At 65.9% G+C, this 26,744-nt stretch carries 25 protein-coding genes and 1 tRNA gene; 9 read left to right on the top strand and 17 right to left on the bottom strand.

Features of this window, described 5'->3' with window-relative positions:
• Nucleotides 1-21 precede the first annotated feature (21 nt).
• The 4 genes from ACLMAL_RS14420 to ACLMAL_RS14405 form a co-directional block, all read right to left on the bottom strand.
• Nucleotides 22-1,179, bottom strand: a complete 1,158-nt coding sequence (locus ACLMAL_RS14420) for an MFS transporter (RefSeq protein ID WP_411999535.1) — start codon at nt 1,177-1,179, stop codon at nt 22-24.
• A 168-nt stretch (nt 1,180-1,347) separates the two neighbouring features.
• On the bottom strand, nt 1,348-1,971 hold the full coding sequence (locus tag ACLMAL_RS14415; RefSeq protein ID WP_411999534.1) for a pyridoxamine 5'-phosphate oxidase family protein: 624 nt from the start codon (nt 1,969-1,971) through the stop codon (nt 1,348-1,350).
• 103 nt (nt 1,972-2,074) lie between these two features.
• Nucleotides 2,075-2,641, bottom strand: a complete 567-nt coding sequence (locus tag ACLMAL_RS14410) for an NADPH-dependent FMN reductase (RefSeq protein ID WP_328410374.1) — start codon at nt 2,639-2,641, stop codon at nt 2,075-2,077.
• Nucleotides 2,642-2,725: 84 nt separating this feature from the next.
• Entirely contained in the window at nt 2,726-3,271 is a 546-nt protein-coding gene (locus ACLMAL_RS14405; protein ID WP_411999533.1) for a carboxymuconolactone decarboxylase family protein, read from the bottom strand.
• A gap of 362 nt (nt 3,272-3,633) precedes the next feature.
• Between ACLMAL_RS14405 and ACLMAL_RS14400 the strand changes: the two genes are divergently transcribed.
• Entirely contained in the window at nt 3,634-4,650 is a 1,017-nt protein-coding gene (locus ACLMAL_RS14400) for a helix-turn-helix domain-containing protein (RefSeq protein ID WP_411999532.1), read from the top strand.
• Nucleotides 4,651-4,966: 316 nt separating this feature from the next.
• Here the strand turns inward: ACLMAL_RS14400 and ACLMAL_RS14395 are convergent, their stop codons facing one another.
• From ACLMAL_RS14395 to ACLMAL_RS14380, 4 genes are all read right to left on the bottom strand, one after another.
• A complete protein-coding gene (locus ACLMAL_RS14395) occupies nt 4,967-5,431 on the bottom strand; it encodes a DUF5130 domain-containing protein (protein ID WP_328410369.1) in 465 nt (154 codons plus the stop codon).
• Nucleotides 5,418-5,693, bottom strand: a complete 276-nt coding sequence (locus ACLMAL_RS14390; RefSeq protein WP_328410368.1) for a hypothetical protein — start codon at nt 5,691-5,693, stop codon at nt 5,418-5,420. Before ACLMAL_RS14390 ends, ACLMAL_RS14395 begins: the two co-directional genes overlap by 14 nt.
• Nucleotides 5,694-5,763: 70 nt before the next feature.
• Complete coding sequence (locus ACLMAL_RS14385) at nt 5,764-7,368, bottom strand: alpha-amylase family glycosyl hydrolase (protein WP_411999531.1); 1,605 nt, start codon at nt 7,366-7,368, stop codon at nt 5,764-5,766.
• Nucleotides 7,369-7,502: 134 nt separating this feature from the next.
• Entirely contained in the window at nt 7,503-7,925 is a 423-nt protein-coding gene (locus ACLMAL_RS14380) for a globin (protein ID WP_328410364.1), read from the bottom strand.
• Nucleotides 7,926-8,115: 190 nt separating this feature from the next.
• Here ACLMAL_RS14380 and ACLMAL_RS14375 point away from each other — a divergent pair, with 190 nt between their 5' ends.
• Nucleotides 8,116-8,850 carry an HNH endonuclease gene (locus ACLMAL_RS14375; protein WP_328412803.1) on the top strand — a complete coding sequence of 245 codons (735 nt, stop codon included), beginning with the start codon at nt 8,116-8,118 and terminating at the stop codon, nt 8,848-8,850.
• A gap of 16 nt (nt 8,851-8,866) precedes the next feature.
• Here the strand turns inward: ACLMAL_RS14375 and ACLMAL_RS14370 are convergent, their stop codons facing one another.
• The gene (locus tag ACLMAL_RS14370; RefSeq protein WP_411999707.1) at nt 8,867-9,436 is read right to left on the bottom strand and encodes a helix-turn-helix domain-containing protein; all 570 of its coding nucleotides are present in this window, start codon (nt 9,434-9,436) and stop codon (nt 8,867-8,869) included.
• A gap of 79 nt (nt 9,437-9,515) precedes the next feature.
• Here ACLMAL_RS14370 and ACLMAL_RS14365 point away from each other — a divergent pair, with 79 nt between their 5' ends.
• Nucleotides 9,516-10,217 (top strand): AzlC family ABC transporter permease, encoded by a 702-nt coding sequence (locus ACLMAL_RS14365; RefSeq protein ID WP_411999530.1) that lies wholly within the window; start codon nt 9,516-9,518, stop codon nt 10,215-10,217.
• Nucleotides 10,218-10,305: 88 nt separating this feature from the next.
• Nucleotides 10,306-10,626 (top strand): AzlD domain-containing protein, encoded by a 321-nt coding sequence (locus ACLMAL_RS14360; RefSeq protein ID WP_411999529.1) that lies wholly within the window; start codon nt 10,306-10,308, stop codon nt 10,624-10,626.
• A 6-nt stretch (nt 10,627-10,632) separates the two neighbouring features.
• Here the strand turns inward: ACLMAL_RS14360 and ACLMAL_RS14355 are convergent, their stop codons facing one another.
• The 7 genes from ACLMAL_RS14355 to ACLMAL_RS14325 all read right to left on the bottom strand — a co-directional run bounded on the left by ACLMAL_RS14355 (nt 10,633) and on the right by ACLMAL_RS14325 (nt 22,771).
• The gene (locus ACLMAL_RS14355) at nt 10,633-11,298 is read right to left on the bottom strand and encodes a hypothetical protein (protein WP_411999528.1); all 666 of its coding nucleotides are present in this window, start codon (nt 11,296-11,298) and stop codon (nt 10,633-10,635) included.
• A 43-nt stretch (nt 11,299-11,341) separates the two neighbouring features.
• Nucleotides 11,342-11,797, bottom strand: coding sequence for an acyl-CoA thioesterase (locus ACLMAL_RS14350; protein WP_411999706.1), 456 nt, complete (start codon nt 11,795-11,797; stop codon nt 11,342-11,344).
• An 8-nt stretch (nt 11,798-11,805) separates the two neighbouring features.
• On the bottom strand, nt 11,806-16,746 hold the full coding sequence (locus tag ACLMAL_RS14345; RefSeq protein WP_411999527.1) for an NAD-glutamate dehydrogenase: 4,941 nt from the start codon (nt 16,744-16,746) through the stop codon (nt 11,806-11,808).
• 420 nt (nt 16,747-17,166) lie between these two features.
• On the bottom strand, nt 17,167-18,843 hold the full coding sequence (gene ettA / locus ACLMAL_RS14340) for an energy-dependent translational throttle protein EttA (RefSeq protein WP_328410354.1): 1,677 nt from the start codon (nt 18,841-18,843) through the stop codon (nt 17,167-17,169).
• A 79-nt stretch (nt 18,844-18,922) separates the two neighbouring features.
• A complete protein-coding gene (locus ACLMAL_RS14335) occupies nt 18,923-19,447 on the bottom strand; it encodes a single-stranded DNA-binding protein (protein ID WP_411999526.1) in 525 nt (174 codons plus the stop codon).
• Nucleotides 19,448-19,763: 316 nt separating this feature from the next.
• Nucleotides 19,764-20,732: a threonine/serine dehydratase gene (locus ACLMAL_RS14330; protein ID WP_411999525.1), complete on the bottom strand. Its 969-nt coding sequence runs from the start codon at nt 20,730-20,732 to the stop codon at nt 19,764-19,766.
• Nucleotides 20,729-22,771, bottom strand: a complete 2,043-nt coding sequence (locus ACLMAL_RS14325; RefSeq protein ID WP_411999524.1) for a cytochrome c oxidase assembly protein — start codon at nt 22,769-22,771, stop codon at nt 20,729-20,731. Before ACLMAL_RS14325 ends, ACLMAL_RS14330 begins: the two co-directional genes overlap by 4 nt.
• Nucleotides 22,772-22,852: 81 nt before the next feature.
• Between ACLMAL_RS14325 and ACLMAL_RS14320 the strand changes: the two genes are divergently transcribed.
• Together ACLMAL_RS14320 and ACLMAL_RS14315 are read left to right on the top strand one after the other, a co-directional pair.
• Nucleotides 22,853-23,227, top strand: a complete 375-nt coding sequence (locus ACLMAL_RS14320) for a DUF4345 family protein (protein WP_411999523.1) — start codon at nt 22,853-22,855, stop codon at nt 23,225-23,227.
• Between the two features lie 103 nt (nt 23,228-23,330).
• Nucleotides 23,331-23,404: transfer RNA gene (locus ACLMAL_RS14315), tRNA-Arg, on the top strand.
• A gap of 398 nt (nt 23,405-23,802) precedes the next feature.
• Here the strand turns inward: ACLMAL_RS14315 and ACLMAL_RS14310 are convergent.
• Complete coding sequence (locus ACLMAL_RS14310) at nt 23,803-24,693, bottom strand: alpha/beta fold hydrolase (RefSeq protein WP_411999522.1); 891 nt, start codon at nt 24,691-24,693, stop codon at nt 23,803-23,805.
• Here ACLMAL_RS14310 and ACLMAL_RS14305 point away from each other — a divergent pair.
• The 3 genes from ACLMAL_RS14305 to ACLMAL_RS14295 all read left to right on the top strand — a co-directional run bounded on the left by ACLMAL_RS14305 (nt 24,683) and on the right by ACLMAL_RS14295 (nt 26,737).
• Entirely contained in the window at nt 24,683-24,877 is a 195-nt protein-coding gene (locus tag ACLMAL_RS14305) for a hypothetical protein (RefSeq protein WP_411999521.1), read from the top strand. The genes ACLMAL_RS14310 and ACLMAL_RS14305 overlap by 11 nt on opposite strands.
• A gap of 253 nt (nt 24,878-25,130) precedes the next feature.
• Nucleotides 25,131-25,862, top strand: a complete 732-nt coding sequence (locus tag ACLMAL_RS14300) for a hypothetical protein (RefSeq protein WP_411999520.1) — start codon at nt 25,131-25,133, stop codon at nt 25,860-25,862.
• The gene (locus tag ACLMAL_RS14295; RefSeq protein WP_411999519.1) at nt 25,859-26,737 is read left to right on the top strand and encodes a TIGR03619 family F420-dependent LLM class oxidoreductase; all 879 of its coding nucleotides are present in this window, start codon (nt 25,859-25,861) and stop codon (nt 26,735-26,737) included. The genes ACLMAL_RS14300 and ACLMAL_RS14295 overlap by 4 nt, the downstream gene beginning before the upstream one ends.
• Nucleotides 26,738-26,744 lie beyond the last annotated feature (7 nt).

Here is a 26,744-nt window from a genome sequence, read left to right as displayed (position 1 = left end):
GATTTCCTCGGGTTCCGGCCGTCATGCCGCGCTGGCGACCAGTTCGATTTCGGGTTTCCTGGTGGGGGTGAGCAGTAATGCCGCGGCCACGCTGAAGGCCAGCCCGAGTGCGAAATAGCCTCGGTAGCTGTCGGTTCGGGCGTGAATGAGACCGGCGACCGCTAGTCCCGCGGCGGCGGCGAGTTGGTGGATCACCCAGGCGGGTGACAGTGTCCGTCCCATTCGAGCGGGGTCGAGACCACGTGAGATGACGGCCATCGTCAGTGGAACGATCGGGAAGGAGGCCGCACCGAACAGTGCGGCAACCGCAATGAGCGCGGCGGGTGCGGTGGACGAAACAGCAAGTGTCAGTGCGACTATGCGCACGAGATAGAGACTGCGGAGTAGGGTCTCCTGCGGGTGTCGACGTTGCAGCCGAACCATGGCCGCGGAGGTGATCCCGGCGGCGAGCGCGGCCAAGGCCACCAGGCGTCCGGCCCCGACCACCGACCAGCCCGCCTCGACGGCGTGCTTGGGCAGCATCAAGATCACCACGTACAGGGTTGCCGAGTGCAGTCCGAACGACATCAGCACCTTGCCCCGGCCGGCCAGTGACTCCCCGCGCCTGGCAACGGCATTGGTGACTCGATCGGCGGGCAGGATGGCCCACAGGATTCCGGTGACCGCGAGCCCGACCGCACCGAGCAGGGCATAGGTCGCTCGGACGCCGACGGGTTCGAACAGTGCGGTCGCCGCCCATGGCCCGATCAGCTGACCCAGGTTGATGCCGACCGCCGCGCGGGTGAGGGCGGGCCCCACCTGGTTTCCGTGCGATCGCCCGATCAGCGTGGTGACCGTCAACGTGGACGAGGCCGCGAAGCCGAGCCCGCCGAGCAGCATGTAGGCGACCACGAATTCCCAGGTCTCACGCACTACCGCAAGTGCGAGGTAGCTGCCCGAGATGAGCATGAGTCCGCCGATCAACACCACTGTGGAACCGACACGGTCGAGCAGCCGGCCGACGAACGGCTGAGCGAACCCTGTCACCGTGGTCCCCAATGCGGCAGCGATCGCCAGCACCGATGCGCTCACCCCGTAGGAGGCTGCGGTCGGCGCGAAGAACACACCCATCGAGAAGTTCAAGCCGAACGACACGGTCATTGCCGCCAACCCGGCCCAAGCGACCTGTTCGTGTCGCATGCTCACCACTTCCTAACTATCTAAACATTGTTTAACGGTTATGCCAAGTGGTGCGAGACCACTTGTGCGGCAATATCAATACCCTCGTGACCGCCGCGTCACAGAACGCCAGGGCCGATGCGTGCCACGCCGCAGCTCAGCGCGGCCCAGTTCGGACGCGGCGGTCCATCACTCGCAGCCGATACTCCCCCGCAGCTTCGCGTTCTCCCGTTCGAGCTCCGCGATCCGGTCCCGCAGCGATTGGACAGCGTCCAGAACTTCTTCGCGCGGATACAGCTCAGGGATGTGCTGACGACAGTTCCAGTCGAACGCCTCGACCTGGATCAACACCGCTCGCTCCACGCGCGCCTGGTAGCCGTCGACAGCCAGCGCCGCCATCAGCTCCGGATCATCCACCGCCTCGACAGCTTTGGCCCGTCCGAAGATCTTCATCCGAGCCTTGGCCGAGTAGTCCATCAGGAACAGCGCCACCCGGTCGTCATGATCGAGATTGCCGCGACTGATGTACTGCCGGTTGCCACGGAAGTCGGCAAACCCGAGCGTCGATGAGTCGATGACCTTCAGAAACCCCCTCGGACCGCCCCGATGCTGGATATAGGGCCAGCCCGTCTCGCCGACCGTGGCCAGGTAGAAGCTGTCGCGCTCCCCGATGAACCACGCCTCGTCCTGACCGATCCGGTCGGCCACCGCGGGCACCTCGGCCATCCGCTCGTAACTGCGCAGGCTGCCGTGCTTGCGCTGATGCTCACGGACGGCCGGAGTGAACGCCACCTGTGCGTAATGCCCGGTCATCTCGACGACTTTCGCTGCGGACGAATCTTTGACATGTCCGGATTCCCTTCTCGGAAGCGGTTATTCGCGCGCGTTCAGCACGGACTCGCCGCAGCGGCCGACGCTAGCTCGCGCGCTCGATCTTGACGGCGAGTGCGGTGAGCAGGCCCTGCAGCAGCTCGATGGTGGTCTCGTCGACGAGGTTGCCCTCGTCGTCGAAACGCTCGTGTGAGCGGAAGGCGATCACCTCGGGCTTCACCACGACGTCGCTCTCGGTCCACACGAACACCTGACGCAGCGCGAGTTGCGCACGCACCGAACCGAAGTTGGTCGGCGCAGCCCCGAGGATCGCGACCGGCTTGCGCAGCAGCGGCAGCCCCTCGGTCTTGGTCCAGTCGGTGCTGACCCAGTCGATGGCGTTCTTCAGCACACCGGGGATGGAGTAATTGAACTCCGGTGTGGCGATCAGCAGACCATCCGCCTCGTTGATCCGCCTGCGCAGATCCGCGACCACGGCGGGCCGGTTCTGCGGACCGTCCAGATCCATGTCGTACGGCGGGATTTCACGAAGCCCCTCGTAGATTTCGATATCCAGGCCGGTGTTGAACTTCTGCGCCGCGCGCAGCAGCGCGGTGTTGTGCGAGTCGGCGCGCAGGCTGCCGGAGATGGCAAGGATCTTGAAGGCGGTCATTGTCATTCCTTGTTCGTCGTACTTGGTCGAAAACAGCAGGCGCGCTGGGTCTCGCCTCGTGAGCAAGGTCCAGCGGGCCGATGGTCAGTGCTGGTGGTGGCGCACGACCGGCCAGTCGATATCGGTGTCGACGGCCTTGTTCAGGTAGTTGGTGAACACATTGAGCGCAACGCCTGCGATGACTTCGGTGATCTCACCATCGGTCAGACCGGCGGCCGTCGCGGATTTCAGGTCGGCCTCGTCGACACCGCCGCGGGTGCGGACCACCGCGGTGGCGAAGGCCAGCACGGCTTCGGCTTTCGGATCGGCGGACCGGCCACGCCTGCTGCGCTCGATCTCTTCGGCGTCGAGCTTGGCGATGTTGGCGCCGATGTAGGTGTGCGCCGAGAGGCAGTAGTCACAGCCGTTTTCCTCGGCCACCAGCAGCGCGATCCGCTCCCGGGTCGCGGCGGAGAGCGCACCGCCGGCCAGTGCGCTGGAGAAACCGAGGTATGCCTCGAGGACGGCGGGGCTGTTGACCATCGCCCTGGTCATGTTCGGAGTGACACCGAGCGCCTGCTGCACGCGTGCGAGCAGGGTGGCGGCCGCGCCGGCGGCGACATCGGACTGGATGAGCGGCAAACGGGACATGAGGAAACCTTTCGTCGAAGCAGAGACAGGGCGATGACCGGTTGAGCAACCAACGCAGGCTAACCACTCATAGTCATATTAAAGGTTAGAACCATCTCGTTGATTCCCATTCCGTAGAAGTTTTTTCGCACTTGCGACCGTTCGGCCGACATCCATGAATCTAGGGCTCACAGCGACCCCGCCCTGCGGACCCGAGACGCCGCGATGCGGACCGAACGCGACACGGGGCACCGAGCAGAACGCCATACGACCCCGCAACCCCAGGGCAGGTCCGGACCGAAGCGGACCCGACCGGGATGCGGACTTTTCACGCCAGATATCCCGGATCAGTTGCCCCGACGGGGCCGGATATGCTCACGCCGGTGATAGCCGGCACGGTGTCGACCCAGTTGACTCGACTGCTTCGAACGACTGCCTTGCAGGCCGGTGTCGCACCGGAAGAACTCGCCCACCTGCCGGGGCTGACCCCGGAGCTGCTCGGTGATGACCTGATGCGGGTGCCGGTCGAAACAGCATTCCGGATCTGGGAGCTGATCAGCGCCCGCACCGGGCGGGGTTCCGGTTTGCGGGTAGCGGCAGGCGCGAACATCGGCAGCCTGCACGTCTGGGACTACCTGTTCACGTCGGGGGCCACCCTCGGCGCTGGCATCCAGGCCGCATTCGACTTCCACGCCGCGATCACCGATCCCGCCGTCGGCGTGGAGGTGATCGATACCGGTCGGTTGCTCACCATCCGCTACACCGGGATCGATCCCGACTACATCGTCGCGTCGACAGAAGAGTTCGTCCTTTCTTTGCTGCTGCGGCGGATCCGCGAGGCCACCGGCCGACCGCTCGTTCCCGTCCAGGTGACCTTCGGCCATCAGGCGGACGGGAGATACCAGCACCTCATCGACGCATTCGATACCGGCCGTATCGACTTCGGCGCACAGCACACCGAACTCACGTTCCTCGACGCCGGATCACTGCCCACCGGAGCCGACCCCCATCTCGGCCGCATCATTCGACAGCACGCCGAGCTGACCATCGCCGCCGCCAAGACCGCGCCCGGCTGGCACGACAAGCTCCGCGCCGCCATGACCGACGCCCTGATCCGCGACCAGCTGAGCCTTGACGTCGTCGCGCACCGGCTGGCCATGAGCCCGCGCACGCTGCAACGCCGCCTCGGTGAGCAAGCCACCAGCTGGCGTGCAGAGGTCGAGGCCGTCCGGCACGCACACGCCACCGCACTGCTGCGCGATACCGGATTACCGATTCAGTCGGTGGCTGCCCGGCTCGGCTACACCGATGCCCGCGCGCTGCGCCGCGCCTTCCACCGGTGGACCGGTCGGAGTCCCGACGCCTTTCGCCGAGCGATCGCGACCACCGCCGACGCCTGACCGAGGGCGAGATCAGCCGGAGGCGCGCCCATCCCAGCTCCACAGAGCTCGGCGCAGGCGCGCTGGCCTCGTAGTCGACGCGCGAGGTGCCGAGACAACTCGACGAGTCTGCGATGTTCGCACGTGCGGACGCAGATCCGGCGGCTCGGCGAACCGACCTCTGTCCATCCCGAGATCTCGCGCTACGCCGAGCACCTGACGCGCCGAGCTGGAGGCGACCGTGCCGTCATTCGCCGCGCGGGCCGCGGCGCGGGTCACGAGAATCGAACGTTCCGTGTCGGCGCGGAACGGGTGAGTCGTTCCGCGCCTTCAGGATTCAGCGACCGATGGCCGCGGCCATGACGCGGACCGCGGAGACGAGACCGTCGATGAGCTCGCCCTGGCGGAAGGAGCTCAGCGCTGCGGTCACGCCGAGCTGGCAGACGCGATCGTTGGCACGGTCGGCGACATCGCTGCCGGAACGGACCTCGATCGCGCGATCGTTGGGCGAGACAGCGATGAGCACCGAAAGCGCCGCCTCGGGAGTCGTGGGGAAGATCGCGTCCACGCCTGCGGCCGGGTCCTCGCCCAGATCGCCGATGTAGACGTTGAAGCGGACCTTGGTCGCCCTGGTCGCCTCGGTGAGCACGTTGTCCACCGTCAGCCGCTCGTCATCGCTGAACGGTGCTTCCTTGAATACATCGCCCGCCTCGTGCACGCCGGAAACCCGGCCGCTCGTGGTGATGACGTACCCGTGCGGTAGATCGGCCTCGACCACCGCGGGCCAATTAGAACTTGCCACTTGCCCGGCCTCCGATCAGCTCCGCCTGTGCGGATTCGATAGCCGCATGGGAGCCATGCGGGGTCTCAGCGTGGTGACCCTGGGTGGTCACCTCGTCGGTAGCACTCCACAGCACCGGCGGCTGTGTCCACTTCTGACCGAGGTCGTAGTGGGCCGGCTTCTCGCCGGCCAGTGGCTTACCGAGAAACGACAATCCGGCGATCGCGCCGTAGATCACCAGCGGGATGCCGACGAAGATCAACACTGTCTCGAGAATGCTCACGGACCAACGGTAGACGATCGCGTGTAGTAGATCGCCTTCTGGTCGACACCGCCTGCCGTTCGTGTCGAAGTCAGACCAGCCAGGCCGCGGCGTTGGGGGGCAGCTGTCCGTTCTCCGGTGGCGCGCTCGCGAGAAGTACGTCGCCGGGCGGCAACGAGATCGGGACGGCCGAGGCGTTCAGCACACAGACCAGCCCACCAGGTCGCCGGAAGGCGAGGCAACCCGCAGGGCTGCCGTACCACTCGATCCGCGGGCCCGCGAATTCCGGTCGCACGCCGCGCAATTCGATCGCCATCCGGTAGAGCGACAGGGTGGAACCCAGTTCTTCCAGCTGCGCCTCCACCGTCAGCGCCGCCCACTGGGGTGGGATCGGCAGCCAGGATGTCGCGGCGGTGGTGAATCCGAACGGCGGTGCGCTCCCCTCCCACGGCAGCGGCACCCGGCAGCCGTCGCGACCGCGTTCGGTATGCCCGGAGCGTTCCCAGACCGGGTCCTGCAGCACCGCCTCGGGCAGATTGTCCACATTGGGCAGGCCGAGCTCGGACCCGTTGTAGATGAACACCGCACCGGGCAGCGCGAGTTCCACCATGAACATCGCCCTGGCCCGCGCCACGCCTTCGAAACCACCGCCGTAGCGGGTGACCTCGCGGGCGATGTCGTGGTTGGACAGGGTCCAGGTGGGCGCTGCGCCGACCGGCGCGACCGCGGCAAGGGAATTGTCGATCGCCACACGCACGGCATCGGCCGTGAACAGGGTCTGAGCGAGCCGGAAGTTGAAGGCCAGATGCAGTTCGTCCGCACGCACGTATTCACCGAAGCGGATGTTGTCGTCCACCCACACCTCGCCGATGGACACCGCGTCCGGATATTCGTCGAGCACCTTGCGGATGCGGCGGTGAATATCGTGCACACTCGGATTGTTGAAACGCGGGTCGCTATCGTCGTTGACCAGCAGTTTGGTCTGGATGAGCGCCATGTCCGGCAGTCCATCCGGCTTGGCCATCCCGTGCGCGACATCGAGCCGGAAACCGTCGACGCCCCGATCGAGCCAGAACCGCAGCGTCTCCTCGAAGTCGGCGGCCACCTCCGGGTTTTCCCAGTTCAGGTCCGGCTGCTCGGCCGCAAAGATGTGCAGATACCACTCGCCTGGCATACCGTCGGCCTCGATGACCCGAGTCCAGGCCGGCCCACCGAAGATGCTCGGCCAATTGTTAGGCGGCTGCGCGCCATCGAGACCTCGACCGGGACGGAAGATGTAGCGGGCGCGCTCCCGACTGCCGGGCGCGGCGGCGAGTGCCGCGATGAACCAGGGATGTTGGTTGCTGGTGTGGTTCGGCACCAGATCCATGGTGACCTTGAGGTGGCGGCCGTGCGCCTCGGCGATCAGCGCGTCCATCGCCGCGATGCCGCCGAACAACGCGTCGATATCGCGCGGATCGGCCACGTCGTAGCCGCCGTCGGCCATCGGCGAGCGCATCACCGGACATATCCACAGCGCGTCGACGCCGAGTAGTTCCAGATAGCCGAGCCGCTCACGGACACCGCCGAGATCACCGATGCCGTCACCGTCGGAGTCCGCGAAGGATCTGGGATAAACCTGGTAGAACACGGCCGACCGCCACCATGGTTGCGTGGTGCGATCCACCGGCGCCGGAACGGCTGGTGTATCAGTCACACCCGCAATAGTGCCAAAACTATGCGGCAAAATCGCTCAGGCGGAGCAGTGTCCTCGACATCGGGCAAATCACCAGCATTCACCAACGCGGGTCGAAAACCCTGCCGCCATCCTCATACTCGACAGGAACCGCCTCAGAAGGTGGCGTTCATCAGCGAATTCGCCGCCATCTCCAAGTAATCGAGCAGCGCCTTGCGATGCTCGTCGTCGAGCGTCGCGGGCTCTATCTCCGCCACGCCGATGTGCATGCAGCGCAGCCATGCGTCGCGTTCCACCGGACCGATGGTGAAGGGCATGTGCCGCATCCGCAGCCGCGGGTGCCCGCGTTCCTCGGAGTAGGTGCGTGGACCGCCCCAGTACTGCTCGAGGAACATCCGTAGTCGCCGCTCGGCCGGACCGAGGTCCTCTTCCGGGTACAGCGGGCGCAGCACCTCATCGGTCGCCACCTCGCGGTAGAACGCGGCGAGGATCCGCTGGAACGTCTCCGCACCACCGACCGCCTCGTAGAACGACTGTTGTGCCGTTTTCTGACCCGCCGCTTGCTCGCCGGAAGTCATCAGGTCCTCTCGATCGGTCCGAATCCACCGCAGTCCATTGTGCCCGCGTCACGAATACGCGGCCCTTCAACCACAGTTCATCCGACATTGTGCGAAATCACCGTGCAATAGCCGTCGTTCCATGGTCAACTGGGTGGCAGTGTCTGCCGAGATACCACATGATCTTGAAATCGACGAAATCGGGGTCCCCATGAAGCAGCGGCACGGCCGATCACACGAGGCCAGGACGCACCGACAACTCCAGCCCGCCGACGTCCACAATCGTGGGTCGGGGGCTACTCCGCTGCACATTTTGTCCGATCACTATCCGGGTGCACATCGCACCGATGAGATTCCTCATCACGGTGACCCCTCCCATCACGGTGAGCATGGTCACTATCTCGCCTCCGTCCCGAGCGACGGCACCAACTGGTTGAAGCGCCGGGTGCTGCTTCTGAACGCCACCTACGAGCCGCTCACCGCCCTGTCTGCACGCCGCGCCGTCGTCCTGCTGATCTGCGCCAAGGCAGACACCGTCCACCACGATCCCGAGGGCTCTGTAGTCCACTCCGCCGAAGCTGCCGTCAGCATTCCGTCGGTGATCCGGCTGCGCAGCTACGTGCACGTGCCCTATCGAGCCCGAGTTCCGATGACCCGCGCCGCCCTCATGCACCGCGACCGCTACCGCTGCGGCTATTGCGGCGGCAAAGCGGAGACCATCGACCACGTCATCCCGCGCAGTCGCGGCGGCGAGCATTCCTGGGAGAACTGCGTCGCCAGCTGCGCACCGTGCAATCACCGCAAGGCCGACAAGTTGCTCAGCGAACTGGGTTGGACGCTGCGCTCACCGCTGGTCTCACCGAAGGGTCCGCACTGGCGGCTGCTGTCGACCACCGCCGATCTCGACCCGGTGTGGTTGCAGTATCTCGGCGAAGGCGCGGCCTGAGCGGGAGCCGCTCGGCTCAGGTGTACTCGGCCACCAGAATTGCCCAGGTGCCCGGTTCGAGTGCCTCGAAAACGTGCGGGACATCGCCCGGGTAGGAGATGTAGTCGCCGGGATGCAGTTCCACCGGCGCGTCGATGAGGCCGACGAGCGCCCGGCCGGTGGCGAGCAACACGTGTTCGACGACACCGGGAATGTGCGGGTCGGATCGGCGTGCATGCCCCGGCTCGGCCGTGATCCGGAACAGGTCGCGGCGGGAACTGATCGGCGCCGCCGCGAGCAGAGTGGCGCGGTAGTCGGATTGTTCGGCGACCACCACCGGCCCCTCCCCCGCACGAATCACCTGAACGTTGGGGCGCGGCGGGTCGAGCAGGCGCGAGAAGGGCATATCCAATGCGACACACAACGCCCAGAGCGTCTCCAGACTCGGATTGCCGGTGCCCGATTCCAGTTGGGACAGTGTCGATTTCGCGATGCCCGCCCGGCTCGCCACCTCGGTGAGCGACAGGCCGGCCCGCGTGCGTTCCCGGCGCAACGAGGCGGCGATCACCGCCTGCGGCGTCGCCACCGTCGATTCTTCCTGCACCATGCCCGCTCCTGTCGAGTAGAAGACCGCCCAACAGAAAACCATATTGACGAACCGCTCGACCATGTTCAGTATAAGAAACATGCGTTCGATATGGCGAACACTCGATCGGGGCACGCTCTCCGGCATCGCGGCGGTGTGCGTTGCGGTCGCACTGATCGGTGTTTCCTACGGCGCAACGGCCGTGACCTCAGGTTTTCCACTCTGGCTTCCCATTGTGCTCGGTGTGCTGATTCTCGCGGGCGGCTCGGAATTCCTGTTCATCGGCATCGTCGCCGCGGGCGGCAGTCCGATCGCAGCGGCATTGGCCGGGCTGCTCGTGAATGCCAGGCATGTGCCCTACGGCTTATCGATTCCGGACGTGGTCGGCACCGGCTGGCGGCGGCCGATCGGCGTGCATGTGATGAACGACGAATCCGTCGCGCTGGCCATGGCACAGCCCGACGTCGCCCGCAGGCGGGCCGCGTATTGGATCAGCGGGCTCGGCGTGCTCTTGGCCTGGCCCAGTGGCGCCGCGATCGGCGCGGTGATCGGGACTGTGGTTCCCGACACCTCGGTGATCGGACTGGATGCGGTATTCCCCGCAGTGCTGCTTGCACTGGTCGTTCCTGCGCTGCGGGCCAGAGCGGCGACCATGCGCGCGGCATTGTTCGGTGCGGCTGCCGCCGTGCTCAGCTCGTTGTTTCTGCCCGCGGGCATGCCGGTACTCGTCGCACTGATCGGCGTCGTCTTCGCCGCGTGGGACCGGGGCGAAGCCGACGCGCCGGAACCGAGCATCGAATGAGTGCACCTTCGGCACACTCGCGTTCGACCCGAACCTGTTGGATAACAATAGCTTTCGACAGCGCGCGGCTCGATAGGCGGATGTGCACATGATGTCGCCGTTATTGCTTGCTGCCGCACTCGTGCTCGCGGTGGGAACCTACGCGTTCCGGTGGGCCGGGCCTGCGTTGCGGACTCGGATCCGATTCCCCGCTCGGGCAACGGCATTGCTCGATACGGGCGCGGTTGTTCTGCTCACCGCACTGGTGGCGATCACCACCCTGCCCGTCGGATCCGGCCACCTCGGGTTCGCCCTGCCCGCAGGGGTTCTCGTCGGTGGCCTGCTGGCCTGGCGCAGCCAACCCATGCTCGTGGTCATCCTCGCGGCGGCGGGCACAACCGCCCTGCTTCGCTTGGTGGGCGTCGGCTGATATGAGTCAGCTGGGGGTGAGCGGGATGGCGCCGCCCATGCGACGGGCGACCGAGCCATAGCGGGCATCGATCCGCAACCAGGTTTTGGTGGCGCGGACGCGGACTACTTCGGTGGGCAGGATGCGACGGGAGTCGGCCTTGTCACCGGAGTGTGGGATGAAATCCATTGCAGTGAGGGCGAAGACGACTCGCATCGGCACCTCCACCTGCAGATCTGCGGCAGAGACGGTCAGCACCGTCTGGTCGAGCAGCGAGGCGGGCGGCCCGTGGCTGCTGCCGTGCTCCTTGGCCAATTGCGCGCCTTGTTCGGCGAGTTCGACCAGGGTGCGGGCGGGCACATCATCGACGTGGACGAAACCGTCGGTGGGTGGCAGGGCGCCGCGCCAGGCCGAGTCCATCGAGTAACCCAGGTCGATGGGACTTCCGGTGGCCAAGCCCGCAAGCACCAGGTCGGCGCCGACGGTGACATCCTCGACGCCGAGCTCGGCGACCACGGTGCGCACAGCCAACGCTTCGAAACCCGTTGCCACCCAGCCGGACACGAAACGATCCCCGCGACGGCGCAACCGCACCACCGCCGCGGGGTCCAGGCGCACCGCCCTGGTGAGAAAAGTTGCGAGGTTCTCTCGCTCGGCTGGATCGGACACCTCCAGCACACGTTGCCCGGACATCACGCTGTTGTCACCACGCAGCTGTCACCGAGTGCGCGACCTTTCACTCCATCCACTCGGCGAGGTAATCGCGCTCGGTGTCGGTGATCCGGCGCAGCCGCTGCTGCTGGATGTCGAATGCCGCGATCTGCGTCGAGGCGATCACCGCCGGCGGTGAGTCCGGCGCGGCGCCTGCCGCGCGTACCTCGTAGCCGATCGTGAAGTCGACCGCACGCAGCTGCTCGATCCACATGGCGATATCGAGCGGGGTGTCCTCGTGGCGCAACTGGCCGCGATAGCGCACCCGCAGGTCGGCGAGCACGCAGCCCTCTCGCAATGGCGCGGTCGGGCGGCCGTCCTCGAACAGCCACGGGATCCGCGCCTCTTCCAGCAGCGTCACCATCCGGGCGTGGTTGACGTGCTGGAACACATCCATATCCGACCATCTGACGTCTACCTTGGCGTGGAAGCGCTTCGGCAACACGATGCTGCTGCCGTGCGCCGGCCCGCTACCGTTCAACGAACTCGTCAACGTGGTACCTCCGATTGGGCGCCCACCCCGCTCACCATGCTTCGCACTTGCCGCGCTGCAACCGACAACGTGGCGAGATCGTGGGTTCCGGACTCGAACAATTCCGACAGTGCGGCACGGGCACGCCCGAGCCGAGACTGATTCTTCGACTCCCAGTATGCAATCTTCTCGTCGGCAGTCTCTTCCGGGTCACCGCCGGAGAGCACGTCGAGGGTCAGCGAGCGCAGCGAGCCATACATGTCGTCGCGCAGTGCCAGCCGGGCGAGTGCATGCCAGCGATCACCGCGTTCCAGGTGGCTGACGGCCTGCAGCAGCCAGTCGATCTTCAGGTGTTCGTTCAGCGCGTAGTACAGCGAACCGACCTCGTCGCCGCCGCGATCAGTGATGTCTGCGATATCCAACACATCCAGCAGCGGGAAAAGATTCAGCAGGCCGAAGATCTCGGTGGCCAGATCGGTTGGCGCGCCGCGGGCGATCACTTCCGCCGACTGATCGGTCAGCGTCGTGACGTGGTGACCGCGCAGCCAGCCGGGGACCTGCGGTGCCAGCTCCCGCACGCCCCTGCTGTACCTATTAACCTCCGCACCGACCGCGATCGGCTGCGGCCGGTTGCTCAGCAGCCAGCGGGAGGCACGGTCGAGGATGCGCTTGGTTTCCAGCTCCAGTTCGTCACGGACCGCGACCGAGGCGTCGGTGGCGCGGATTCGCCGCCATACGTCATGCAAGTCGAAGATCTCGGTGGTCGCCGCGAACGCGCGCACCGCGTCGGTCGTGGTCGCGCCGATCTCCTCACTCAGCCGGTGCGCATAGGTGATCCCGCCGTAGTCGACCATCTCGTTCACCACCACCGTGGTGACGATCTCGCGCCGCAGCCGGTGCTTCTTGATCGCGGTGCCGAACCGGCCGCGCAGCGGCGTCGGGAAGTAGCCGGGCAGCCGGGCCGCGAAGTAGGTGCTATCGGGCAGGTCGGTGTCGAGCAGATCGGCCTTGAGCGAAAGCTTTACGTGCGCCATGAGATTGGCGAGCTCAGGGGAAGCAAGGCCGGAACCCTCCTCCATCCTGCGCTTGATCTCGGCATCCGAGGGCAGCGCTTCCAACTCGCGGTCGATGCCACGGCGTTCCTGCAGGTGTTCGATGAGCCGATGGTGCACATTCATCATGCGCGGCGCCTCGGCCCGCGAGATGCCCATCAGGTAGTTCTGGGACACATTGTCCTGCAACACCATCTGCGCGACCTCGTCGGTCATCGAGGCGAGCAGCGGATTGCGGTCGGCCTCGACCAGCTGGCCCGCGCTGACCACGCCATCGAGCAGTACTTTGATGTTGACCTCGTGGTCGGAGCAGTCCACACCCGCCGAGTTGTCCAGGGCGTCGGTGTTCATCTTGCCGCCGTTGCGGCAGAACTCGATGCGGCCGAGCGCGGTCGCGCCCAGGTTGCCGCCCTCGCCGATCACCTTGACCCGCAACTGGTTTCCATTGACTCGCACCGGATCGTTGGACTTGTCGCCGACCTCGGCGTTGGTTTCGGTGCTCGCCTTGATGTAGGTGCCGATGCCGCCGTTCCACAACAGCCCGACCGGTGCGAGCAGGATCGCGCGCACCAGTTCCGGCGGTGACAGCGCCGCCACCCCGTCGGCCAGGCCGAGCGCCTTGCGCGCCTGCGGGCTGATCGGCACGGACTTCACCGTGCGGTCCCACACGCCACCACCCTCGCTGATGAGCGAGGTGTCGTAGTCGGCCCAGGAGGAGCGGGGCAGCTCGAACATCCGCTGCCGCTCGACGAAGGAGCTTGCCGCATCCGGGTTCGGGTCCAGGAAGATGTGCCGGTGGTCGAACGCCGCGACCAGGCGGATGTGCTTGGAGAGCAGCATGCCGTTGCCGAACACGTCGCCGCTCATATCGCCGACGCCGACGACGCTGAAGTCCTGGGTCTGGGTGTCGATGTCCATCTCTTGGAAGTGGCGCTTCACGCTCTCCCACGCGCCCTTGGCGGTGATGCCCATCGCCTTGTGGTCGTAACCCGCCGAGCCACCGGAGGCGAAGGCGTCGCCGAGCCAGAAACCGTAGCGCTGTGCGACGTCGTTGGCGATGTCGGAGAACGTCGCGGTGCCCTTGTCCGCGGCGACCACCAGATAGGTGTCGTCGCCGTCGCGGCGGATCACCCGCTCGGGCGGCAGCACAGCGCCGGTCGCGAGATCCACGTTGTCGGTGACGTCTAGCAAGCCGGAGATGAAGGTGCGGTAGCAGGACACGCCCTCGGTGAGCATTGCCTGCCGATCCACGCCGGGATCCCCGGTAGCAGTAGGCGGCTGCTTGACCACAAAACCGCCCTTGGCGCCAACCGGGACAATGACGGCGTTCTTCACCGCCTGCGCCTTCACCAGACCGAGGATCTCGGTGCGGAAGTCCTCCAGACGGTCCGACCAGCGCAACCCACCGCGCGCCACCGCGCCGAAGCGCAAGTGCACGCCCTCGACTCGCGGCGAGTACACGAAGATCTCGAATTGCGGCTTGGGCTTGGGCAATTCGGCGATCTCGCGCGGCTCGACCTTCACCGATATGTACGACCGCGGTATGCCCTCGGCGTCGGTCACGTAATAGTTGGTCCGCAACGTCGCCTTGATCAGCGAGAGGATGGCGCGCAGAATGCGGTCGGCGTCGAGGCTGACGACCTCGTCGATGCGGCCGCGCACCTGGGTCTCCAAGTCGCCGACATGCAACGACGTTTCGGTGTCCGGATCGAATCGGGCCGCGAACAGGTCGACGAACAGCCGCGCGATGTCCGGATAGGTGAGCAGCACTCTGGCGATATTCGCCTGGCTGTACGGAAAATCCGCCTGCTGCAAGTACTTCGAGTACATGCGCAGAATCGACACCGCACGCCACGGCAGTCGGGCGCGCAACACGAGTTCATTGAGCGCGTCCGCTTCGGCGCGGTCGTACCAGACGGCTTCGAAGGCCTCGGTGAACCGCTCGCGCAGGCCACGCACCTCCGTTGCCAAGGCGGCGACGCGGGCCGAGGACTCCAGCAGTTCCGCGTCCAGGTCCCGATCCAGGGAGCTGCGCAGCAGCTCGGGCCTTGCGACAAGGCCGAAGTCGTAGATCCAGCGTTCGACAGCCTGATCGCCGCTGGGCGGTGCGTCGAGCTGGACCTGGTACGGCCGCTCGTCGACCACCTCGACACCGAGGCTCTGCAGTACCGGAAGCACCTGACTCAACGACACCCCGGTGCCGCCGATGTACAGCGTGAACCGCCAGGAACCCGGGTCCGAATCCGAACGGCGATACAGGTTCTGGTCGATGGAACCTTCGGAGAGCCGCTCCAGCCGGACGACGTCGAACAGCGCACGGTCCGGTGTGAAGTCCTGCTTGTACCCCTCGGGGAACGCCTCGGCATAGCGCTGGACAACACCGGGATCGAGCACCGTCGAGGTGCTCACCTCGTCATTGAGGTGGTCGTCCCAGGTCCGGCTCGCCTCGGCGAGCAGTTTCTGGATGCGCAGCCGGTTGTCCTCGGAGGTGTCGGCAACCGCCTCGGAGGTGCGCGGCACGCCGAACTCGGCCTCCGGCATCCGCACCGTGAAATAAACGCTGGCCAGCTCGCTTTCACTGACCCGCGCCGAATAGTCGATGGAGACGCCACCCAGTTCACGCACCAGGATTTCCTGCATCTCCAACCGCACCCGTGTGGTGTAGCGGTCCCGGGGCAGATAGACCAGGCAGGCGACGAACCGGCCGTAGCCGTCCGAGCGCAGAAACAGCCGAACCTGTCTGCGCAGGCCGACATTGAGCACCGCGGTCGCGGTCCTGCGCATTGTCTCGACGTTCGAGGAAAACAGCTCGGTACGCGGGAACGACTGGATGACCTCGAGCATCGCCTGCCCGGAGAAGGAGTCCAGATCGAACCCGCTCTCCTCGATGACCGAACGCACCCTGCGCTCGATGACCGGAATGTCCAGGACGTTCTCGTGCACCGCCGTCACGGTGAAGACACCGATGAAAAGATGCTCACCGATGATGGTTCCCGCCTCGTCGAAGTCCGCGACGCCGACGAAGTACGGGTACACCGAGCGATGGACCGTCGCGGGCACCAAGCCCTGGGTCAACATCAGCAGTGGCCGCTCGCCCGCGTTGACGGGCACCCGGAAATCGGTGCCGACATCGGGACGCAGCACGCCGAGGCAGGTGCCCGGCAGTGCGGCCGACACGGTCTGGCCCTCCGTGGCGCTCTGCCGGTAACGGGCATAGCCGAGTACGGTGAAATTGCCACTGGCCAACCAGCGCAACAGGTTCGCGCAGTCCACCAGGTCGGTGCCGGAGAAGGGCGCGGTGCCGGCCTTGGCCGCGATTTCCAGCTCGTCGGCCAGCTTGCTCTGCACGTCGCGGATGGCTTCGGTGTCACCGGTCACCTGGCGCACATCGGCGATCACATCCGGCATCGCCCCCTCGATCCGGTCGAGCAGCGCCCGGCTGGTCGAGGGATGCAGCTGGATGTGCATCCATGATTCCTGCAGCCCGGTATTGCCGTTGCCGTCGACCTCGTGCGGCACCGCCCTGAGCAGTCGGCCCTCCGCGTCGCGCTCGACCTCGAAGATCGGGTGGATCACCTCGCTGACGCTGACGCCCATCCGGCTCAGTGACGAGGTGATCGACTCCACCAGCAGCGGCATATCGTCGGTGACCAGCTGCACCGCGGCGCCCAGCCCGGATGCGTCGTCCGGGTGATACACCCGAACCAGCGCCCGACCGGCCGGGCGGGTCATCGCCAGCTCTGTGTGCCGTCGGAAGATCTGGGTGATACCGGTGATCGCGCAGTCCACATCGCCCGCGTCGACGTGGCGGAAATACGCCTCCTCGAGTGGCCCGAGGTCGCCGCGCAACGCCTGCGGCAAACTCGCAGCCCACGCCGCACTGGACAATTCGGACGAGACCGTCATTTTTTCGCTAACTCCCTCGGATTCGGTTCCGCACCAAAGTGACGCCGGTCCGAGAGTAGCTGCGAGTCGCGAACATAGGGGTGAATTCCCTTTCGAACCCAGGGTGTTCACCGCGAACGCGAGGTTCGCCACTCGATTGCCGCAGTCGACGATCCCGGCACGGCAACCGATCGGACCGACGAAGTTATGTTGCCGCGTCGGCGATAAGACCTAACCAGTCCTCGGACTGCGCCTTCGCATGCACAGACCCCACCCTAACCAGATCCGATCCGTGGCGCGGGCCGACCGTATTTCCTTCGGCAACTGGTCCGTTCCGGCGGAGTTGTCCGTATTTCCTTCGGCAGAGTCGGCAGTTACTCGCCAGTCTGCTCGACCGCCTCGACAGGCCGCACCCGCGAGTGCGGCCTGTCGAGCCTCCGCTCAGTCGCGGGTGAGCTTGCGGTGGGTGACCCGGTGCGGGCGGGCCGCTTCCAGGCCGAGGCGTTCGATCTTGTTGGCCTCGTACGCCTCGAAGTTGCCCTCGAACCAGAACCACTTGGCGTCGTTGTCGTTGTCGCCCTCCCACGCCAGGATGTGGGTGCAGGTGCGGTCGAGGAACCAGCGGTCGTGGGAGATGACCACGGCGCAGCCGGGGAACTGCTCGAGCGCATTCTCCAGCGAACTCAGGGTTTCAACATCGAGGTCGTTGGTCGGCTCGTCGAGCAGGATCAGGTTGCCGCCCTGCTTCAGGGTGAGCGCCAGGTTCAACCTGTTGCGCTCACCGCCGGAGAGCACACCGGCGGGCTTCTGCTGATCCGGACCCTTGAAGCCGAACGCACTGACGTAGGCGCGCGACGGCATTTCCTGGTTGCCGACCTGGATGAAGTCGAGACCCTCGGAAACGACCTGCCAAACGTTCTTCTTCGGGTCGATGCCCGCCCGGTTCTGGTCGACATAGCTCAGCTTGACCGTCTCACCGACGCGCACGATGCCGCTGTCCGGATCCTCCAGCCCGACGATGGTCTTGAACAGCGTGGTCTTACCGACACCGTTCGGGCCGATGACGCCGACAATGCCGTTGCGCGGCAACGTGAACGACAGATCCTTGATGAGCTGCCGATCGCCGAAGCCCTTGTCCAGGTTCGCGACCTCGACCACCACATTGCCCAGACGCGGACCGGCCGGGATCTGGATCTCCTCGAAGTCCAACTTCCTGTGCTTGTCGGCCTCCGCCGCCATCTCCTCGTACCGGCCGAGGCGGGCCTTGTTCTTGGCCTGGCGGGCCTTGGCGCCCGAGCGCACCCAGGCCAGCTCGTCCTTGAGCCGCTTCTGCAGCTTCTGGTCCTTCTTGCCCTGGACCTCGAGCCGCTGGGCCTTCTTCTCCAGGTAGGTGGAGTAGTTGCCCTCGTAGGGGTAGGCGCGACCACGGTCGAGCTCGAGAATCCACTCGGCGACGTTGTCGAGGAAGTACCGGTCGTGGGTGACGGCGAGCACGGCGCCCGCGTACGCGGCCAGGTGCTGCTCCAGCCAGAGCACGCTCTCGGCGTCGAGATGGTTGGTCGGCTCGTCGAGCAGCAGCAGATCCGGCTTGCTCAGCAGCAGCTTGCACAGCGCGACGCGGCGGCGCTCACCACCGGAGAGGTTGGTGACCGGCTCGTCCGGCGGCGGGCAGCGCAGCGCGTCCATCGCCTGCTCGAGCTGTGAGTCGACATCCCACGCATCGGCGTGATCCAGGTACTCCTGAAGCTTGCCCATCTCGTCCATGAGCTCGTCGGAGTAATCAGTGGCCATGAGCTCGGCGATCTCGTTGAAGCGATCCAGCTTCACTTTGACCTCGCCGAGGCCCTCCTCGACATTGCCGCGCACGGTCTTGTCTTCGTTGAGCGGCGGCTCCTGCTGCAGGATGCCGACCGTGGCGCCGGGCGCGAGAAATGCGTCGCCGTTGTTCGGCTGGTCCAGTCCGGCCATGATCTTCAGCACGCTGGATTTACCGGCGCCGTTGGGGCCGACGACGCCGATCTTGGCGCCTGGAAGGAAGTTCAAGACGACGTCGTCGAGCACGACCTTGTCACCGTGCGCCTTACGAACTTTCTTCATTTGGTAAATGAACTCAGCCATATACACAAGCCTATCGGTGTGAGGTTTGGTGGAACGAAGCAGAGCTACCACTGCCGCCGAGCGCAAACCAGCCGTGCAGTCAGGCGTCTGCCGACGCGGATTCGGTGATCCGGGCCGGTACAGCAGGCATGGGCGGCGCGCCCTCCCCCAGCGCCTCGCCGTCGACCCGTGCACGGTCTTCTGCGCTCGATCGGTCACAGGTATTGCGCCCAAGATTACCCGGGCCGAATGAACGGCCTGCTTCGGTCCGGCGGAACGGCTGCGCGGTGCAGCGCGACAGGTCGGGGCCCAACGCACTGGCTCGCATTTCGAGGTCGCGCCGTTCGACGCCATCCTTGGTCCGGTATTCGTGCGACCGCAGCTGGCCGTAGACGATGATCGGATCACCCCGGCGGATCGACGCATCGACCCCGGCCACCAGCCTGCGCCAGCAGCTGATGGTCAAATACAGCGTTCCACTGTCGACCCACTCCCCGGTCGCGGGGTCGAGCCTGCGGGAATTGCTGGCCATCCGAAAAGTGACCACCTGCTCCCCGTTCGTCAGATCCCGCTTGACCGGATGGGTGACCACATTGCCGATCACCGTTGCCATTGCCTCGTACATGATCCCGCCCCTTCATTCATGTTTCGCCCCTCGGCCATCCGCCTCGGTCGCTGCCTCCCCCGCCAGGAGGGCACCTCCAGCCTGACCGATCCCGAGCGCGAGCGGACCCCCGAATTCCGAATCTGTGGACAACTTTCCCCTATGTGAACAACGGCCATTTCCAGCATTGTCGGCAGAAAACCGGACGCTCCCGCAACGATCCAGCGATCCGACGTCGCCCAGCGAAGAAACCGCGGCATTGGCATGGGCGCGCTCGCGATCCGCCCGGATCGGTTCGGAGCGACCGGTTTCCGCACGATAGCGGGGCAGCCGAGCGCTACAGGACCGCCAGATCGGTGTTTGCCCCACACAGCACCACTATCGGTCGCTCACCTTCCGCAGGAACATAAGCCCCGCTCTGCACCGCGGCCAACGCGGTCGCCCCAGCGAGTTCGACAACGACCCGGAACTCCCGCCACAGATACTCCCGGGCGGTCGTGATGGCATCATCGGTGACCAGTACCGAACGCACCTCGTGACGGCGGGCGATATCGAGGGCGATATCGCCGATCCTGGTGGCGCCGAGGGAATCCGCCGCAACACTCGACACATCGATATCCACCGGCCGGTTCGCGACGAGCGCGGCGTGCAATGTGGGGATGCCCTCCGGCTCGATGCCGATCACCTGCTGGCGGCGACCGACTGCAGCGGCGATCCCGGCGACGAGTCCGCCGCCGCCGACCGCGACGAGCACCGGCGGCCTGCCGCGTACCTGCTCCTCGAGCTCCAGGCCGACGACACCTGCGCCCGCTACGACGGCGGGCAGGTCGTAGGCGTGCAACTGCAAGGCCGCGCGCTCGGCGGCCAGATCGGTCGCATAGAGGTACGCCTCGGCGTATGTGGTTCCGTGCCACAGCACTTCGGCGCCGTATGCCCACATCGCAGCCACCTTGGTGTGCGGCGCCGATTCCGGCACGACCACGGTGCACGTCTTATTGAGGCGTGCCGAGGCCAGCGCTGCGGCGATGCCCGCGTTGCCACCGGAGGCAATGACCACCTGTGCGACGTCCGCACCCGACTCGAGCAGCGCATTGAGACTGCCCCGCACCTTGAAGGTACCGCCGTGCTGGAGGTATTCGAGTTTCAATGTCACCGGTACCGGTCCGTGCGGACCCGAGACGGTGGTGTGGAAGACCGGCGTCTTGCGGGTCTGCCCGGCCAACCGCTTACGCGCGGCACGGACATCCGATCGGAATACCCGCCGAGACGTTCGGTGCTGCGGCTCAACTAAAGCCCGCTCGATCACTTGCGCACCTCTCGGTCACGTTTTGCCAGCTCGGCGAACATCGCGTTGTGTGCGCTGAGGTCCGCGTCGTTATCACGGTCGGCGGCCCGGTCGGTCCGCTTCGCGAGTTTCGCATCGCTGCGCGACCACTGGATCAGCAGCGCGAGCATTACGACAACCAACGGCACTTCGCCGCTGGCCCATGCCAGGCTACCGCCGGTGCGCTGATCTCCGAGCAAATCGTTGTTCCAGCCCAGGCCGAGACTACGGAAGAACCACCCGCCCATGACAGTGGTCATGCTCATCAGCGCGATTCCGAAGAAGGCGTGGAAGGGTAACGAACCGAATACCATGCCCAGTTTGGTCAGCGGTTGCACCTGGCGCGGCTTGGGATCGATGCCGATCACCACCCAATAGAACAGATAGCCACTGAGCAGGAAGTGCGCATTCATCAGCAGGTGCGCGGCGTGCGAGTCGACGAACGAGTCATAGATGCCGCCCATGTACAGCGCGTAGAAACCGCCGACGAAGATCACCGACGCGACGATCGGGTGGGTCAGCAAGCGCGACACCGGGTTGTGCACTGCAGCCTGGATCCATTCCCGCGGCCCTGGAGTCCCACCGCGCCCGGCCGGCGGCAGCGCGCGCAACGCCAGCGTGACCGCGCCGCCGAGCGCGAACAGGATGGGCGCCAACATCGACAACGCCATGTGCTGGCCCATATGCACGCTGAACACGGCGGGCGAATAACGCCCGACGCCCGAGGACGTGGCGAACAACAGCACTGCGCACCCGGACATCCAGGCCAGGGTTCGACCGATCGGCCAGACATCGCCTCGGGCGCGCAGCCGTCGCACCCCGAGCAGATACAGCACCGCGAGCACGATGGCCAGCGTGCCGAACATCAGGTCGAAGCGCCAGTCGAACAGCAATCGCATGGCCGTCGGCGGCCCGGCGAGGTTGTAGCCGAGCTCCACTTCGGCGGGTGTCGGCACCGATGTCGGCGGTGGCGGAGGAGTGCGGCCGAGGCCGACGGCCAGTCCCATGGTCGCGGCGAACACCAATGCCTCTACCCCACCGAACCGGACCAGTGCCGCGCGGTCACGTGGGTTCGCGGCCAGCGCAGGCAGCGAAGCACGGCGCTGCAGATAGCCGAACGCACCCAGCGCGGCCAGCGCGGCGACCTTGGCAAGCACGAGCCGGCCGTAGGTGGTGGCGAACAGTTCATCCCAGCTCGGCACCCGGACCCACGAGTTGATCACACCGCTGAACCCGATCACGACGAATGCGATCGTGGCGGTCATCGAGAATCGCCGGGCGGCGACATCGGTGTGCGCGCCGTTGCGCATGGCGTGCGCGACCAATGCGAACAGTCCGCCGACCCATACCGCGGCGGAAACCAGGTGCAAGATCAGGCTGTTGGTGGCGAGATCGTGCGCACCGCCGGAGGATGAATGCCCGGTCAGCGCCAGCGGCATCATGGTCAGGATCGCGCCGCCGAACAGCACGGGAGTCCAGCCCCAGCGCAGGGCAAGGCGACAGCCGACCGCGACGACCAGCGCGAACACCATTGTGGTCCGCCAGGCCTCGGCCAGGTCGATCTGTCCGATCGCCCGCCACAGCTGTTCGGGCCGCCAGACATCGGCGACCGGTTGACCGGTCGTGTCCGAGACGGTCAATGGGATCAGCAGCGCCGCGCAGCAGGCCCAGACGACGGCGAAATTCGATGCACGTCGCACCGCGCGATAACCGCCGACATCCAGCAACCCGTTGGCCTGCGGCGGTACCAGAAATGCAGCGAACAGCAGCGAGCCGACGGTCAACGCCGCGGACAGGTCGGCGAGCGCGCGGATCCCGGGCAGACCGTAGGTGGTCAGCGGACCGGGATCAGGAATGCCGAGCAGGCTCAGCGCCTGCGCCGCGGACAGTCCGACCACCAGTGCGGCGACCACCGCCGCCGTCGCACCGGCCAGTGCGGTCAACATCGCGAAGGCCGACCAGGAACCCGACTTACCCGTCTCGACGTCGAGTTCTAATGGCGGGTCCTGCGCTGACGACATACAACTGAGCGTAGTTCGGTCGGTAATGCGTAGCCCGGTGGGGTTTGGGCCGATACTGTGGGGCGCGGACCCGGAGGTGCGATGTCGATCGTGTTGATTGCCGTGGTGGCGTTGTTCTTCGCCGGCATGGGAATTTATGGGTTGTTGCGGCCCAGCCAGCTGGTCGATCCACTCGGCCTGCTCGCCGATCGTCCCGATGCTCGTGCCGAAGTGCGTGCCGTTTACGGCGGTTTCGGCATCGCGATCGCCGCGGTCCTCGGGTTCGCCGCCGCCGATGTCGGTGACCTGAGATACGGAGCATGCCTCGCCATGGCGGCTGCGCTCGGCGGTATGGCGTTCGGCCGGGTGTGGTCGGCCTTCGTGGAACGCCCCTCCGCCTTCTATCCGGTCTGGTTCTTCCTGATCCTGGAGCTGATCATGGCCGGAATGCTGGTACTCGCCGTAGGTGTCGACTGAGGTGACTGGAATGTTGCTAACGCTAAGAATCTAGCAATCTGGACAGTCGCTATACTTGCTGCGCTGGACAGCACGGCCAATGTCGGCCATGGTGGATGCCACTGCCTCCGTAGCTCAGTTGGATAGAGCAAGGGCCTTCTAATCCCTGGGTCGCAGGTTCGATTCCTGCCGGGGGCGCAAAACCCGCTGTGACCTGCATAAATTGCAGGCCACAGCGGGAATACCCGAAGCGCGCAATGCTTAAACACCTACAGATATCAGACGCATAGGCCCCGCTACCGGGTGGAACACACCCGCACCCGCGGTGCCGGCCGCCCAGTCACCCCGGCGTAGCCAGCTGCGGCTACCGCAGCGTCCAGCAGTTCTGCAAGTACCTCGTCCGCGAGGACCTCCTACCGGATGATCCGTTCCTCGAGGTGCGCCGGCCAGCCGTCCCGAACAAGCCGATACAGATGCCTCGCATCGAAGTGCTCCAAAAATTGCTGATCGAGTGCGAGGGAACAGATTTCGCGGCTCGACGGGACACCACGATGATCGGCTGCGCCCCCATCGCCGGACGACGGGCGATCGGTCGCCTACTTCGGAGTCGTGGCCTGTTCCAGGAAGGGTGTGATCGCCGGGAGCAGCAGGTCTGCGCGGTACATCATGTCGTAATGGGTTGTGCCCGGCGCGACTGCTATGCGAGCGCCGCCGAGCAGAGCACCGAGTTCCTCGGCATGCTGCGGGCGGACGACGTCGGATTCGGCCAGCACCAACAGCGTCGGCACCCTGATCGCCGCGACCTGCGCGGTCCAGTCATAGCTCTCGGTAAGGAGTTGCCTGGTCTTGGTGACCAGCGCCGACCAGTTGGCCGGATTCGGGGCGGTGGCGGTGTAGAGCGCGTGTATGGGGGTCTCCAGCATGGTGTCGGGGTTCAACGCCGCCATGCCCGCCTGCCCCTCCGGCGTCCATCCGTCACTGCGGAACGGCGCCGAGATGACGACCTGCCGGCCGACCAGTTCCGGGTGGCGGCCGGCGAGTTGCAGGGCGACGCCGCCGCCCAGCGAGTAGCCGAGCACGTCGGCCTTCCCGAGGCCGAGATGGGTGATCAGACCGGAGATGTCGTCGGCCATCAGCTCGAAGCGCAGGGGGCGATCGATATCGCCGGTATGCCCGTGCGCCTGCAGGTCGACCGTGATGACCTTCCTGGTCTTGGCGAGTTCGGGCAGCAGGGCGACGAAGGTGGTATCAGCGGTGCCGAGGCCGCCGTGCAACAGCACGAGGGGCCGGCCCGCGCCGTGCACCTCATAGTAGAGCTGGAGGCCGTTGATCGGGGCGTAGAAGCCTTTTCCGTCGGCACTCGCACGGTCGGGCGCGGCCGCCGAAGTGGTGGGGCTCGAGGCGGTTTGGCTCTCTTCGGTACCGCATCCGGTGATGAGCAGCGCGGCCACAGCGGCCATGGCGTAGAACGGCTTCGTGATTTTCATGGAGATTGCCTTTGCTATTTATGGCCGGGGTTTATGCCGCGATGCCGGTGAGTGCTACGCCCGCTGGAGTCATGATGCTTTCCATATCCGGCGCCTTTCCTCCGATGACCATTCGGCCATCGCCACTGAAGTGTCGTTAGCAATGACGGCGGTCGTGTTCGAACTTCATCGCCGCACCGGTTAGGTGAAATGTGATTCAACACACAGTGACTCACTATGCGGCAGTGGTGCCTATGAACGCAGCGGCGGCACATCGGTCGAGCATCCTTTTCTTCCTGGCACGATGGGCCGGCGTGGGCGCGAATTTCGACCGGCTCGAGCCCTGGCCGAAATCTGCGTGCCGGCGCCGCGGTTGAGCGGGACGGCTGCACCGAACCGGTCCCGGTGACCGGGCAATTCCCTCCCGCAGCCGGGCCCGCCACCGTACTTTCGGCGAGGTGGAGAAACTGGTCTTCGTCCTGCGGCATACCGATAGTGATGCCACCGAGTCGTGGTGTACCGCACTGCGCACCACCGTGGCCGACCGTCTCGTCGAACTCGGGGCGGCGGGTGTCGCCGTCTACGTCCGCGATGCTGCGGTGCACGGCGCGCTGATGCGCTACGCAACGATGGATCCGCCGATCGCCGCGGTCGTCACGGTCTGGGTCGAGCAGAGCTACGGCGCCCAGGCGGCGGACATCCTCGGCGAGGTCTCTGCCGCGGTGCACGGCTATCTGGTGACCGAGTCGGTGCCGCTACGGCTGGACGATTCGATCCCGGCGCGGACCGAAGGCTTCGGCAACCTGGCATTCCTGCGCAGGCCCGCCGAGCTCACGCCGCAGGAATGGCTGAGCCGCTGGCAGGGGCAGCACACCGCGGTGGCGGTCGAGACGCAATCGACGTTCGGCTATACGCAGAACGTAGTGGTCCGGGCGATCACACCGGACGCGCCGGTCATCGATGCCATTGTCGAGGAACAGTTTCCGACCGCGGCGCTCACCGATCCGATGGCCTGGTACGGCGCCCGGAACGCGGCCGAGTTCCAGGATCGGGTCGGGCGGATGATGGCGTCGGTCGCGCGGATCGGGGCCGATCGCAACCTCGATACCGTGTCGGTGAGCAGATATCCGGTCCGCAACCCGTTCGTTGTGACGAATCCCGCTGCGGTACAGAAGAACACCGACGCATGAGATTCACCTACTCGCAGGCGATGACCGATCCGGCACATTATGTGCCGCTGGCGCGGGCTGCCGAGGCGGCCGGGTTCACCAGCATGTGTGTGGCCGACAGCATCGCCTATCCGGCCGAGTCCGACTCGACCTACCCGTACTCCCGCGACGGTAATCGCGAATTCCTAGAGGACAAACCGTTCGTCGAGGCCTTGGTGCTGTCGTCGGCTTTGGCAGCCGCGACCACAACGCTTCGGGTGCTGCCGTTCGTGCTCAAGCTGGCAATCCGGCCGCCGGTGCTGGTCGCCAAACAGGCCGGTTCGCTGGCCTGTTTGAGCGGCAATCGATTCGGGCTCGGCGTCGGAATCAGCCCGTGGCCAGAGGACTTCGCGATCATGGGCGTCCCGTTCGAACGCCGCGGCAAGCGGATGGACGAATGCGTGCAGATCATCCGCGGGCTGTGCGCGGGCGGCTACTTCGAGTTCCATGGCGAGTTCTACGACATCCAGCGGATCAAGCTGACGCCCGCGCCGACCGAGCCACTGCCGATCCTGGTCGGCGGGCACAGCGATGCGGCATTGCGCCGGGCCGTGCGGCTCGGCGACGGGTGGATGCACGCGGGCGGCGACGATGCGGAGCTGACCCGGCTCCTCGACCGGGTCGATGAACTGCGTAGCGAGTGTGATGATCCGAGGTCTCCATTCGAAATCCACGTCGTCGCACCCGATGCCTACTCCCTCGATGGGGTGAAACGGCTGGAGGATCGGGGCGTTACCGATGTCATCGTCGGGTTCCGCCCCTCCTACCGGCACGGACTCGACGTCGAGCCGCTGGCCGCAAAAATCGACCGGCTGGAGCAGTACGCGGAGACCATTATCGCCAACTCACCACGATGATCCGCGC

It is taken from the genome of Nocardia sp. CWNU-33 (genome assembly GCF_046764895.1).
GTDB lineage: Bacteria > Actinomycetota > Actinomycetes > Mycobacteriales > Mycobacteriaceae > Nocardia.
Note: the sequence above shows the minus strand (reverse complement) of the source record. Positions and strands in the feature narration are given on the sequence as shown.

What these genes read in the sequence shown, in the direction of transcription:
- ACLMAL_RS14335 (WP_411999526.1), bottom strand. Translation starts at nt 19,447, where the DNA reads ATGTACGAGGCAATGGCAACGGTGATCGGCAATGTGGTCACCCATCCG.
- ettA (WP_328410354.1), bottom strand. Translation starts at nt 18,843, where the DNA reads ATGGCTGAGTTCATTTACCAAATGAAGAAAGTTCGTAAGGCGCACGGT.
- ACLMAL_RS14365 (WP_411999530.1), top strand. Translation starts at nt 9,516, where the DNA reads ATGCGTTCGATATGGCGAACACTCGATCGGGGCACGCTCTCCGGCATC.
- ACLMAL_RS14420 (WP_411999535.1), bottom strand. Translation starts at nt 1,179, where the DNA reads ATGCGACACGAACAGGTCGCTTGGGCCGGGTTGGCGGCAATGACCGTG.
- ACLMAL_RS14410 (WP_328410374.1), bottom strand. Translation starts at nt 2,641, where the DNA reads ATGACCGCCTTCAAGATCCTTGCCATCTCCGGCAGCCTGCGCGCCGAC.
- ACLMAL_RS14325 (WP_411999524.1), bottom strand. Translation starts at nt 22,771, where the DNA reads ATGTCGTCAGCGCAGGACCCGCCATTAGAACTCGACGTCGAGACGGGT.
- ACLMAL_RS14375 (WP_328412803.1), top strand. Translation starts at nt 8,116, where the DNA reads ATGAAGCAGCGGCACGGCCGATCACACGAGGCCAGGACGCACCGACAA.
- ACLMAL_RS14415 (WP_411999534.1), bottom strand. Translation starts at nt 1,971, where the DNA reads ATGACCGGGCATTACGCACAGGTGGCGTTCACTCCGGCCGTCCGTGAG.
- ACLMAL_RS14310 (WP_411999522.1), bottom strand. Translation starts at nt 24,693, where the DNA reads ATGAAAATCACGAAGCCGTTCTACGCCATGGCCGCTGTGGCCGCGCTG.
- ACLMAL_RS14380 (WP_328410364.1), bottom strand. Translation starts at nt 7,925, where the DNA reads ATGACTTCCGGCGAGCAAGCGGCGGGTCAGAAAACGGCACAACAGTCG.
- ACLMAL_RS14355 (WP_411999528.1), bottom strand. Translation starts at nt 11,298, where the DNA reads ATGTCCGGGCAACGTGTGCTGGAGGTGTCCGATCCAGCCGAGCGAGAG.
- ACLMAL_RS14370 (WP_411999707.1), bottom strand. Translation starts at nt 9,436, where the DNA reads ATGGTGCAGGAAGAATCGACGGTGGCGACGCCGCAGGCGGTGATCGCC.
- ACLMAL_RS14295 (WP_411999519.1), top strand. Translation starts at nt 25,859, where the DNA reads ATGAGATTCACCTACTCGCAGGCGATGACCGATCCGGCACATTATGTG.
- ACLMAL_RS14345 (WP_411999527.1), bottom strand. Translation starts at nt 16,746, where the DNA reads ATGACGGTCTCGTCCGAATTGTCCAGTGCGGCGTGGGCTGCGAGTTTG.
- ACLMAL_RS14405 (WP_411999533.1), bottom strand. Translation starts at nt 3,271, where the DNA reads ATGTCCCGTTTGCCGCTCATCCAGTCCGATGTCGCCGCCGGCGCGGCC.
- ACLMAL_RS14360 (WP_411999529.1), top strand. Translation starts at nt 10,306, where the DNA reads ATGATGTCGCCGTTATTGCTTGCTGCCGCACTCGTGCTCGCGGTGGGA.
- ACLMAL_RS14320 (WP_411999523.1), top strand. Translation starts at nt 22,853, where the DNA reads ATGTCGATCGTGTTGATTGCCGTGGTGGCGTTGTTCTTCGCCGGCATG.